Source organism: Phosphitispora fastidiosa, from assembly GCF_019008365.1.
Taxonomy (GTDB): domain Bacteria; phylum Bacillota; class Thermincolia; order Thermincolales; family UBA2595; genus Phosphitispora; species Phosphitispora fastidiosa.
Window position 1 is genome coordinate 26441 of the sequence record NZ_JAHHUL010000011.1, and the last position, 11927, is coordinate 38367.

The window sequence follows — 11927 nt, forward strand, 5'->3', positions numbered from 1 at the left end:
GATGTGTATGACGCATCGGTTGGAGGAACTGCAATTCAGTGCAGTGATGTAAATGATACATTCTCCGCTGCTGCGTTGTTAAGGGATGTGAAGGCGCCTCAAGGTGTCAATTCAACTGGGACTGCTTTTGAGATTAAAGCAGAAGCTGGCGATAGCCGGCAGTCCGGGACGATAACAGCCTTTAACAAACCGGTGACGTTTTCTCTGCAGTTAAGTCTAAATATATTGCTCAGGGTTATCCGGGCGGGAATTTGCACCCGATGGAGATGTCACCAGAGTTGAATTTGCCTGCATGCTGCTGAATCAGCTGTAATGATTTCGGCTTTTGGCGCAAATAGAGTATACAGCTATGAGAGAGATTGGGGAAACTTCCCTGGTCTCTCTTATTTTTTAGACTTTTAAAAAAAGATATCACTGGCGTATTGCCAAAGAGGCGTAAGTGTGATAAATTGAACAGGGGGCAAAATTGTACGGAGTACAAACACAATCATATTCCAAACACAACTATATTCCACACCGGAGAGTTTTGGGCCGGGTTCAGAAGGAGTGAAATAATGAGTTTTAAGGAAACTTCCGGTGGAAGCCGGGTTGAGCGAAAAAAGGAAGAGACCAGGAAAAAGATTATGGCTGTTGCCATGACACTGATTAAGCGGCAGGGTTTTGATACTACCACTATGGAACAGATAGCCAGGGAGGCTGATATTGCCAAAGGAACCCTGTACAATTATTTTCCTGTCAAGGAAGCAATAATTGACGAATTTATTAAGCGGTCCTTCAGGGAAAAAAACCCGGACAGAATGCAACAGTGCCGGGAAATGCCTGATACCCGGTCCCGCATGATCCTTATTTTCAGTGAGTTGATGGAAGGTGTACAGGCCGGCAAAGAATTTTTTGAAAAGTATCTTGTTTACCGGATGCAGAACATGGTTTCATTTCGGGTTGGTGAAAGCGAGAAAAGCGGGTTTTACCTGATTGCATCCAAGATAATTGAACTGGGACAAAAAAACGGCGAAATCCGAAAGGACTTACCGCTATACATACTGGAAGATTTACTCGAATTTGCTTTTATTGAAGTAGTGAAGCAGTTTTATTTTGATCCTGATAAGTTTAATGCCAGTAAAGCTATTGAACAGTGTGTCGACCTCTTTATTTATGCGGTCAGACCAGAAGATTAACTGGAATGCTTGATTCAAAAGCATCCAGATAATATTATAATAGGAGTGATTATTTATGTCTTTTATAAAAGTTAATGGGATTAACCTCCATTATGAAATCCGTGGCAGCGGACCCCGCGTCCTTTTTCTTCACGGTATAGGTGCGGACCTAAAGAACCTTGTTGGTATTTTCAATTCTCCGGTGCCGCAGCAGTTTACTGTACTCGCCTTTGACTACCGCGGTCTGGGGGAGTCGGACAGCCCCGCTGAACCTTTCAGCATTGCTGATATGGCCGAAGACGCCGCCGGTCTGGCGGCAGCTGTCGGCTGGGACCGGTATCATGTTCTCGGTGCCTCCATGGGAGGGATGGTGGCCCAGGAGCTGGTGCTGCGGTATCCTGATGTGGTTGACAGGCTTGTCCTTGGAGTTACCAATGCAGGAGGCGCTAATGCCGGACCACAGGTGATAGATAAGCTTGATCAAATGTCTACAGCTGAGAAGCTGAAACTGTCCGATACCCGGCAAGACGAGGCTTGGGCTGCTGCCAACCCGGAGATGGTCACCCGTTTCGAGGAACAGTCCAGGGCAGCCAGGGAGGCCTTACAGGGCAACCCGGATTTTTTCCGGGGCTTCAATAACCAAGTGCAGGCCGTTTTACAGCATGACACCTTTAACCGCCTGCAGCAGATTACTGCCCCGACCCTTGTTTTCGGCGGGCGCTATGATGGCAGTAATCCGCCTGAGATAACCCGGGCGCTGGCTGACCAAATTCCGGGGGCGCGTTATGAACTGTTTGAATCCGGGCATGGCAGCTGGTATTTTGATCCGGCGGCATGGCAATTGATTATTGAATTTCTCCGTGGTTAATTACATTTAGGAGATATAGGCAAGGAGTATTATCATGAGTTTATTGGTACTCGAAAACATAGTAAAAGAATATGGCAATCAATGTGTGTTAAACTGTGTTAGTCTAAGGGTCGAAAGAGGTGAAAGAGTAGCTCTGGTAGGTCCTAACGGCGCCGGTAAAACCACATTGCTTAAGATTGCCATGGGCCTTGAGAACAGTGATTGCGGTACTGTCAACATGGCACGGAATATCAAGGTGGGATATCTCAGTCAGGATTTGGCAGATGTCGAGGGTTCTGAGCTAACGGCAGATACAATCGTTCGTTATGAGAAGGTCTCTATACTTGAGAGGAGACTCAGGGAACTGGAACACCAAATGGCTGAGCACAGTGGAAATTCAGATGAAACCTCATACAGGAGATTAATGGATGAGTATTCAAGAATCCTGATCAAATATGAGGCCATGGATGGATACACGATCGAAACCAAAATTCGTAAGATGCTGGTTGGCCTGGGTCTGCGCAAAGAGACTCTCAGTACTCCGCTTAGCAGGTTGAGCGGGGGAGAGAAAATGCGGGTTTCGGTTGCCCGGATTCTTTTAGAGGAACCGGATTTGCTGCTGCTTGATGAACCTACCAATCACCTTGATATCCGGGCAACTGAGTGGTTTGAAGGCTTCCTCAAAAAATTCAAGGGCGGCATACTGTTAGTTTCCCATGACAGGTATTTCCTGGACCGGGTGGCTACCAGAGTCGCAGAGCTTGAAAATGGCAGTATTTGTATCAGGAGCGGCAACTATTCAAACTACATTCAGCATAAAAAGCAGCTTGGCCAGTTTGTGCTGAGTGAACAGAAACGCCTGAGATGGACCATCAGAAATGCAAAAGAAACTGCACAGGGACTCAAAAGCAGAGGCAATATAAAGGGCTCCAAAAGCAGGGAAAAAGAGGTAAAAAAGCTGAATAAGGAGCTGCAAACGAACCTGGAAGCAGTTAAAAAGCAGGAGCATCTTCACCGGGCGGCGGGTCCTAAAATAAAATTCAAGAAGGTCAGGCATGTCAGCAAGGACATCGCCTGGGCAGATAATCTGAAGAAAAGCTTTGGCGAGGTGACGCTGTTTGCCGGTGCCGCTTTCCATTTAATAGGGGGAGAAAGAATCGGTATCATCGGTCCTAACGGGTGTGGGAAATCCACACTTATTAACATGCTGCTGGGCAAGGATAAAGATTATGAAGGCTTCCTCAGGCTTGGTGAATGGGTAAGATATGCCTATATGGGTCAGGAAGTACTTTTTGATAATGATGAGATGACCATGCTGCAGCTTGTGTTATCCCAAAAGGAGATGAAGGAGAGGGAGGCCAGGGACCATCTGGCCTGGTTCCAGTTTTACGGGGATGAGGTTAATAAAAAAATACAGGTCTTAAGCGGTGGAGAACGTGTCCGGCTTTACCTGGCATGTGTGATGCTGGAGGATGCAGACTGTCTGATCCTCGATGAACCTACCAATCATCTTGATATGCCGGCAAGGGATGCAGTGGAAGCGGCATTAAAGGAATTTAAGGGGACCATTATAGCTGTTACCCATGACAGATACTACCTCACACATTGTGTGGAAAAAATACTTGAAATCGAAAACGGAAAGATAAATACCTATCAAGGAAACTATGAATTCTACAAACAGACTAAATTCGGCACTGATGAGGAAGCTGCCGAAGACAAGGTTTTGAATAATAAGAACTACAATAACAGAAAACCTGATAAGAATGTAAACAGTTTTAAAATCAAAGCCATGGAGAAAGAGAGGCAGGAGGTTGAAGCTCGGATAATTACTCTTGAGGCTAAAATTAAGGAGATGGAAGGATCGTTTGATGCGTCAACTCCCTTAGAAAAATATCAGGAATATGATGAGCTAGTAAAAGAAATTGACAGGCTGTACAGTGAGTGGAGTTGAAGTAAGGTTGTGGAATTGGGACTTTAATCACAGGAGGAGCTGGCCAACCTGGTGGGAGTATCCAGGCAGACCATAAGTCTGATTGAATCAGGCAAATACAATCCGTCCCTCAGCCTTTGTGTGGCTATATGCAGGGCCCTGTCCAAGACATTAAATGACCTGTTTTGGGAAGAGTAATATCAGCACAGGATTAGATAATTAAATTAAGGGAGGGGTCAATATGTATCGTTTCTCTCATGTGGGAATAGTTGTGGAAAATATGGAGGAATCGGTGGACTTTTATACCAGAGTTCTGGACTGTCAGATCCACAAACAGCATCGGGACGAAAACATTCAGTTCACCCTGTTGAGGTCAGATAATCAGGAGATTGAACTGCTGAAATTCCCTCGCGACGAAAAGGAGAGAAAAGAAGGAGTAATCAGTCACATTGCCTTTGCTGTAGAGAATATAGAGAGGGAAATCAGCCGTCTTCATGAAAGGGGAGTAAAGCTGGTTGGTGACCAACCCCGGGAGGTTTTAGGCGGGATGAAGATATTTTTCTTTAGCGGTCCCAATGGTGAGAGTATTGAATTTGTTCAGTATCACCAATAGACAGATGTGTCAGATAATATCACCAAGAGAAATAGAGATGAGTTTACCGAAGGAGAAACCAAATGAAATATGATTTAAACACAGGTACTCCGCGTACTTTGTCTACGGAAAACCCTGCCAGGCGTATCCTGGTGATGACTGCTGTACCGGCAGAAAGAGAGGCTGTACTGCGCGGACTGAATGGTGACAAAAGGTTTGATGTGCTGCTGGCAGGTGTTGGCCCGGCTGCAGCTGCAGCCAGCACAGCAAGGGCTCTGGCGGAGGCACAGGAACGGTTACTGGCACAGGTATCTGCAGATACCGGGCCTGGTTATGGCCTGGTAGTGAGTGCCGGTATTGGTGGAGGCTTTCCTGGCATCGCTGAGGTTGGTTCCCTGGTTGTAGCTACCGGAATTGTGGCTGCAGATCTGGGAGTGGAGACAGAGGAAAGTTTCATCAGCCTGGACGAACTAGGCCTTGGGTCAACCACTATACAGGTTGACAGTCAACTGGTACACTGCTTGACTGAGGCCTTCCGTGCAACAAAGCTCCCGGTTGTCAGCGGACCTGTGCTCACCGTATCGACTGCAACAGGAACAACCGCCGGTGCTGCAGTACTGGCCCGAAGGATACCGGGCGCGGCAGCTGAGGCTATGGAGGGCTATGGCGCTGCGGTAGCGGCTGCGGACTGCGGCATCCCCATATTGGAAATCCGCGCCATATCAAATTTAATAGGGCCGCGTGACCTGACCAAATGGCGCATTAAAGAGGCTCTGGATGTTCTGGAAGCTGCCGGCTCGGCATTGTTGGAGGTATTACCATGAAAATAGCATTCTCTTCCTGTCCCAATGACACATTTATTTTTCATGCCTGGGTGCATGGATTAATTCCGGGTGCACCGGAGCTTGAAGTCACCTATGCCGATATTGATATTACTAACACCCTGGCAGCCGGCTCAGGCGGGCCGGATATTATCAAAATTTCATATGCAGCCCTGCCTTGGGTGTTAGCCGAATATGCACTGCTGCCCTGCGGCGGGGCTTTGGGCAGAGGCTGTGGACCGCTGGTACTGACTTCCGGCGGGGCCGGCGCTGCCGCTGACCCGAAGCTGCTGAGCGGTCGACGAGTCGCGGTCCCAGGTGAACGTTCAACAGCCTATTTACTGTTCCAGTTGTGGGCGGCTCAAAAAGTGCCGGGGGGTGTGGGTGAAATAGTTGTCCTGCCTTTTCATGAGATTATGCCGGCAGTTCGCGACGGCTTAGTTGATGCCGGGATGGTGATTCATGAGGCCCGGTTTACGTATCATATGTATAAATTAAACCTTATGGCCGACCTGGGCAGCTGGTGGGAGGAGGATACCGGCTTGCCGATTCCGCTGGGGGCCATCATCGCCCGACGCTCATTGGACCTGCCTGCACTGGCCGGATGGATTCGAGCTTCGGTCAAATATGCCTGGGAGCATCCGGAGGCATCCCTGGAGTACGTTTTAAGCCATGCCCAGGAAATGTCCCCGGCAGTGGCTCAAGCCCATATTCAGCTTTATGTAAATGAATTCAGTGAGAACTTGGGTGAGGCGGGTTATCAGGCGGTAACTTCCCTGCTGAACCGGGCTGCGAAAGCAGGTCTGGTCCCAAAGGTGGATTTGGGGAGTGGTATTTGAGAATATTTCTCCTAAATTCATATGGGCCAGGCTTGGTAAAGAGCTTTTTGGTTATTGTTTAAGTGGTTTGGCAAAGAAATCAACAGCCTGACTAAAGTCCGCAGGCAGTGGAGCTTTAACCGTGACCTCGTGTTTGTCCCTTAAACACGTAAAGATGACTGAGGAGGCATGTAATGCCTGTCTGTTAATATAAGGAGAGGCTTTGCCATACATATGGTCTCCAATAACCGGGTGTCCCACATGGGCCAAATGGATGCGAATCTGGTGGGTTCTCCCTGTATCCAGACGTAATTCCAAAAGAGAAACCTCTGTAAAACTTTGAATGGTCCGGTAATGAGTAACGGCTCGTTCCCCGTTTTCGTTGACAGCCCGCCTGTTGGGCCGGTTAGGGTGGGATCCGATGGGGGCATCTATAGTTCCCGAGGCAGGTGAAACTGTTCCCTGAACCAAAGCCCAATAAGTACGTTTCAGATCACCGTTTTTTAACTGCTGCTCCAAAGTAAATTGACTCTGGGAATCCTTGGCAAAAACCACACACCCCGAGGTATCCCTGTCTAACCTGTGTAAAGGTCTAACAGTGCTCATTATGCTGCGTTGTTTCAAGTGGTATGCCAGATAATTTGCCAGTGTGCCGCCGGTTGTCCGCCCCGTTGGATGAACCAGCAGAGATGCAGGTTTATTTAAAACCATCAGGTACTCATCTTCATAGAGCACATCAATTTCTCCCGGTTCCGGCTGAGCCCCGTAGGTTGTATCTTCCAGCATAAGGACACGTAAACTATCCTTCGGTTTCAGCTTCTTTTGCAGGAATACGGTTTTCCCATTAAGAAGAACCCCTTTTTTTCTGGTCAGTTTTTGAATTTTTCGGCCGGAATATTGTAGAATCTGCTTTAAATAGTTCTCGACGGTTAACCCTTCGTGTTCTTCGGAAATATTATAAATATCAAATGTTTTCATTATTCCAAGACTTCCTTCCTGAATATCAACAGAGTTCTTACGTCAGGTTGACTGATATATTCCCGCAAACGTTTAGTTGATACTGCGGTTATTTTATTGCCATAATACAATATTTATTATCTAAAAACAAGATTGCCAAAAAAATCTGTATTTCAAAAGGTATTCATGCGATCAGAGCGGAAATATGGAAATTGACATACCATTCTATTCATGAGGGAGATGATTTATAAGATGTATGGCTGGTTTGATTGTCGCCTGCGGGTGGACCTTACGGCAGGCAGTGTACAGCGTGAAAATATTGGGGATCAGGTTCTGCGTGCCTTTATCGGCGGGCGCGGTCTTAATGACTGGGTATTGTTTCAGGAAGTACCGGCAGATGCAGATCCTTTGGCTCCGGAGAATGTAATCTGTTTTGCCCCCGGACCGCTGACCGGCACGGCTGTACCCATGAATTCCCGCTGTGAAGTAAGCACCATTGGTCCTCACAGTAATATTCTTGGCGACGGTAACGGCGGCAATATATTTCCTTATAGACTGAAGTGTTCGGGGCTTGACCAGATTGTGGTCACCGGCAGTTCGGAACGGCCGGTATACCTATGGATTGACAACGATGAGGCGGAGTTGTGTGATGCATCTGCATTGTGGGGCATGAACACCTGGGAGACAACCGATGTCCTGAAGAAAGTCCATGGCAGTGATATCGGTGTAGCCTGTATCGGCCAGGCCGGTGAAAACCTCGTAAGATTTGCCAGTGTAATACTTGACAAGCACAGCTCGGCGGCCCGCGGAGCCGGGGCTGTCATGGGTTCCAAACAGCTTAAGGCGATAGCTGTACGTGGCGGCAAAAGTGTTCCGGTTGCCCATGAGGGTGAGCTTAAGTTATTAGCCGGGGAGGACCGGCGCTATTTTCTCACCAATCCGTTCCAGAAGGAGACCGTATCCCGGGTGGGCACACATCATGGGCTGGGGAACTGGTTCCCGGGCTGGCGTAATAATACCAAATACCTGAGCAGTGACGAAGTTCCCCAACAGATTCATACTGAAGCATGGACTAAGTTTCAGACCGGGCGTACTGCCTGTCACACCTGTCCTTCGTTTTGTAAAGACGTTTATACCATACCTGAGGGCCCATATGCAGGGGAAACAGGTTCGGCAATGGAATATGAAGGCATCCACTGCCTGGGAATAAATTGCGGTGTGGAGGAACCGACTCCCATAATGGTGATGCAGAATTTGGCAGATAAATACGGTATGTGTGTTATTCCCCTGGGGAACAACCTTGCCTTTGCCAAAGACCTGTTTGCCCGTGGCATTCTTTCACCTGAAGATGTGGACGGACTTGACCTGTCCTGGGACAATCAAGAGGCCCAAATAGAATTAATTCACCGGATTGCACTGCGGAAGGGGTTTGGCAGCATTCTTGCGGAAGGAGAAATAGGTGCAGCCAGGCTGATTGGTCGTGGCTCCGCGGATTATAGCGATCAGGTCAAGGGGACCGGCCGGGGACATTTCCCTCCCGGTATTTTTGCCCTGGCACACGCCACTTCGACACGCGGGGCAGACCACTTGCGCGGTCGGAGCTGGGCCTTTGGCGAGAATGATGGGGACCTGTTTTCTCAACTGATTGAACAGGGTTTTATACCATCTGACGATGTCGGCAAGCTGTTAGCCAGTGAAGAGGCCTGTGCCCTGAACGACTGCCTCGGACGCTGTAAGGGGTCAGTAAATGCCTGGGTTAATGCTATTCCACTGGTCTGGAAACATCCCCTGTATAAGGGTCTGGCCAAAATGATGACTGCAGCCACCGGTGTTTCATTTAATGAAAACGACCTGACCCTGGCCGGCAGGCGGGTCTACCTGTTGGAAATGGCCCTCAATGCGCGGCGCGGTGTCACCCGCACCTCCGACCGCGTGGTACAGCGCCCTGAGCTGCGCGACACCCCGGAAGGGGAGCAACAGCGCCGGCAGCATGAGGAGATGCTGACCGAATATTACCGGCGCCGGGGTTGTGACCCGGTCACCGGTGTACCGACCCGTTCTGCGTTGGAAGGTCTGGACCTGGGTGAGGCCGCAGATGCCTTGGAAGCCGGGCCGGTGCGCACCTGGGATGGTCCGCCATTGTGGCCGGTGTCTGCTTACCCGAACGGACAAACTAGAGCTTAAACGAACTTTTCAGGGAAACTATTCTGTTAAACACCGGCCTGCCGGCTGTTGAGTGTTTGGGGTCAACATTAAAATAACCGTGCCTGAAGAACTGGAACTTATCATGGGGGTTTGCTTCCTTAAGGGCAGGTTCTACAAAACCCTGCAATACTTCCAGTGAATTAGGGTTTATATTGCTCGTGAAATCTGTCCCGTCTTCATTTTCTTCGTCAAGAATCAGGGGTTCATACAGCCTGAAATCCACTGCCACTGCACTATTGGCATCAACCCAGTGAATGGTCCCCTTTACTTTTCTCTCTGTGAAATCGGAACCGCTTTTGGTTGCCGGATCATAGGTACAGTGAATTTCAGTTATATTACCCTGCTCATCTTTGACAAACTCATGGCATTTTATAAAATAAGCATGCTTCAGCCTTACTTCATTCCCGGGGAACAGCCGGTGGTATTTTTTGGGCGGATCTTCCATAAAGTCATCCTGTTCAATATAGATTTCCCGGGAAAAAGGGATTTTCCTGGTACCCATTTCGGGGTTTTCCGGGTTATTTTCGGCCTCCAGCCATTCTACCTCTCCCTCAGGGTAGTTAGTGATAACAACCTTGAGCGGTCTGATGACAGCCATGGTCCTGGGGGCCTTCAGCTTCAGGTCTTCCCTGACAAAGTGGTCCAGCATCTGGGCATCCACTGTGCTGTAGCTCTTAGCGACCCCGATTTCCCTCACAAAGCTGCGAATGGCCTCGGGTGTATAGCCTTTTCTCCTTAATCCGGATATGGTCGGCATCCGGGGGTCATCCCATCCGTCAACCAGCTTTTCATCCACCAGAAGCTTGAGTTTTCTCTTACTCATGACAGTATTTGTCATATTGAGCCGGGCAAATTCATATTGACGCGGCTCGTTGTCCATCTCACATTCCCTGACTACCCAGTCATACAGAGGCCGGTGGTCCTCAAATTCCAGGGTGCAGATGGAATGGGTAACTCCTTCTAGGGCATCTTCCAGGGGATGGGCAAAGTCGTACATGGGATAAATGCACCATTTGTCCCCGGTATTATGGTGTGAGGCATGGGCAATCCGGTACAGCACCGGATCCCGCATATTAAGGTTGGGGGAGGCCATATCTATTTTAGCTCTGAGCACTTTTTCGCCATCTTTAAATTCGCCATTTCGCATCCGTTCAAAAAGCTCCAGATTTTCTTCCACTGTTCTGCTGCGATAGGGGCTCTCCTTTCCCGGCTCCTTGAGGGTACCCCGCGTCTGCCTGATTTCTTCTGCTGACAGATCACATACGTAAGCCAGGCCTTTTTTTATCAAAATTACCGCTCTGTTAAACATCTCCTCAAAAAAGTCTGAGCCAAAATACAGGCCATCCCATTCATAACCCAGCCATTTTACGTCCTCTTTAATTGATTCGACATATTCGGTTTCCTCTTTTAACGGGTTGGTGTCATCAAATCGCAAATTGGTTTTCCCGTTAAATTCATCAGCCAGGTCAAAGTTCAGCACTATTGACTTGGCATGCCCGATATGTAAGTAGCCATTGGGTTCAGGAGGAAAACGGGTCACGATTTCTTTGGACTTACCCGAGTTTAAATCATCAATAACAATATTTCTTATAAAATTGGAAGGAGCAGGCCTATTTTCCATGTGATCACCTTTTCTATTATATTTTTTCCGTAATATTGATTATTTGTATATATATTATAAAAACCCTTTTGTTTCCCGGCAACTTTTTTATTTTCTTTAATCAGGCCGCACTTTGGCAAGCCTTTCCCTTAACCATTGTAGACTGTCCCGGTAAAGGGTTTTTTATACCTGTTCCGCATATGGGAAACCTGGCGCGTTTTCTCATCCCCGTACGGTGAAAAGACAAATCATAGGCTGTGGAGCTATTGAATAATGAACAATAACTTGATAGAATAGTGTTAGCAGATGCTAACATTTTAAATCAATCTGCAACTTTCTGTCTGGAGGGAAAAATGAATAGCCATACCTCTGAGAAGATCCTTGATGCATCAATGGCCCTTTTCTCACAAAGAGGCTATAATTCTGTGACCACGAAACAGATTGCGCAAGAGGCCGGGGTCAGTGAGATGACTGTTTTCAGATACTTTGTAAACAAACGTAATTTGTTTGAACAGGCCCTCGAAAGGTTTATGTTTTCTCCCAAGTTTAAAGCTCTATTCGAGAACAGCCTGGTTTGGGATCTGGAAAAGGATTTACTGAAAATAAGCTATTATTACCAGGATGCATTACATAAGAACCAGAAAATTATTTTAATGCACTTTAAGAATGACGGGTTGGATTATAAACCCGAATCCCCTCTCTTTAAATACCCCAATGAACTCAAAAAACTTCTGGTTGATTACCTTAACAGAATGAAGGAAAAAGGCGCTTTGGAAGAAAATCCCGAGGTTTTGGCTGTCAGTATTTTGGCTGTTAACTTTGGGTTTTTTATGACTTACCTGATAAATAAGAGATTAACTATGAATACAGACCTGGACTCTTGTATCTCTAATTTTGTAAAAATTATCACTAAAGGGGTAACCGGTTAAGTTTCCCTGAAAACCCGGTTAAATTTTTATATGCCGTACGTTAGTAGTGACTTATTAGTGTGCTTTAACTGACA

10 protein-coding genes and 1 pseudogene are annotated in these 11927 nt (G+C 47.6%); 9 read left to right on the forward strand and 2 right to left on the reverse strand.

Annotated elements, in window-relative coordinates; all coding sequences use genetic code 11:
- Positions 1-554 precede the first annotated feature (554 nt).
- The 7 genes and pseudogenes from Ga0451573_RS10955 to Ga0451573_RS10985 all read left to right on the forward strand — a co-directional run bounded on the left by Ga0451573_RS10955 (position 555) and on the right by Ga0451573_RS10985 (position 6183).
- Complete coding sequence (locus Ga0451573_RS10955; protein WP_231684150.1) at positions 555-1175, forward strand: TetR/AcrR family transcriptional regulator; 621 nt, start codon at positions 555-557, stop codon at positions 1173-1175.
- Positions 1176-1230: 55 nt separating this feature from the next.
- Positions 1231-2022 (forward strand): alpha/beta fold hydrolase, encoded by a 792-nt coding sequence (locus tag Ga0451573_RS10960; RefSeq protein ID WP_231684151.1) that lies wholly within the window; start codon positions 1231-1233, stop codon positions 2020-2022.
- Between the two features lie 34 nt (positions 2023-2056).
- The gene (gene abc-f, locus Ga0451573_RS10965; protein WP_231684152.1) at positions 2057-3952 is read left to right on the forward strand and encodes a ribosomal protection-like ABC-F family protein; all 1896 of its coding nucleotides are present in this window, start codon (positions 2057-2059) and stop codon (positions 3950-3952) included.
- 27 nt (positions 3953-3979) lie between these two features.
- Positions 3980-4129: pseudogene (locus Ga0451573_RS10970) on the forward strand (helix-turn-helix transcriptional regulator); the annotation flags it as partial.
- Between the two features lie 43 nt (positions 4130-4172).
- Entirely contained in the window at positions 4173-4544 is a 372-nt protein-coding gene (locus tag Ga0451573_RS10975; RefSeq protein WP_231684153.1) for a VOC family protein, read from the forward strand.
- 62 nt (positions 4545-4606) lie between these two features.
- Complete coding sequence (locus Ga0451573_RS10980; RefSeq protein ID WP_231684154.1) at positions 4607-5347, forward strand: futalosine hydrolase; 741 nt, start codon at positions 4607-4609, stop codon at positions 5345-5347.
- Entirely contained in the window at positions 5344-6183 is an 840-nt protein-coding gene (locus tag Ga0451573_RS10985; protein WP_231684156.1) for a 1,4-dihydroxy-6-naphtoate synthase, read from the forward strand. The genes Ga0451573_RS10980 and Ga0451573_RS10985 overlap by 4 nt, the downstream gene beginning before the upstream one ends.
- 51 nt (positions 6184-6234) lie before the next feature.
- Here Ga0451573_RS10985 and Ga0451573_RS10990 read toward each other — a convergent pair whose 3' ends face one another.
- Positions 6235-7140, reverse strand: coding sequence for an RluA family pseudouridine synthase (locus tag Ga0451573_RS10990; RefSeq protein ID WP_231684157.1), 906 nt, complete (start codon positions 7138-7140; stop codon positions 6235-6237).
- Between the two features lie 219 nt (positions 7141-7359).
- On the opposite strand from Ga0451573_RS10990, the gene Ga0451573_RS10995 reads away from it, so the two are divergent.
- Positions 7360-9303, forward strand: a complete 1944-nt coding sequence (locus Ga0451573_RS10995; protein ID WP_231684158.1) for an aldehyde ferredoxin oxidoreductase family protein — start codon at positions 7360-7362, stop codon at positions 9301-9303.
- Here Ga0451573_RS10995 and Ga0451573_RS11000 read toward each other — a convergent pair.
- Positions 9293-10945 (reverse strand): glutamine--tRNA ligase/YqeY domain fusion protein, encoded by a 1653-nt coding sequence (locus tag Ga0451573_RS11000; RefSeq protein ID WP_231684160.1) that lies wholly within the window; start codon positions 10943-10945, stop codon positions 9293-9295. The genes Ga0451573_RS10995 and Ga0451573_RS11000 overlap by 11 nt on opposite strands.
- Positions 10946-11277: 332 nt before the next feature.
- Here Ga0451573_RS11000 and Ga0451573_RS11005 point away from each other — a divergent pair, with 332 nt between their 5' ends.
- Entirely contained in the window at positions 11278-11853 is a 576-nt protein-coding gene (locus Ga0451573_RS11005; protein WP_231684161.1) for a TetR/AcrR family transcriptional regulator, read from the forward strand.
- Positions 11854-11927: the final 74 nt, after the last annotated feature.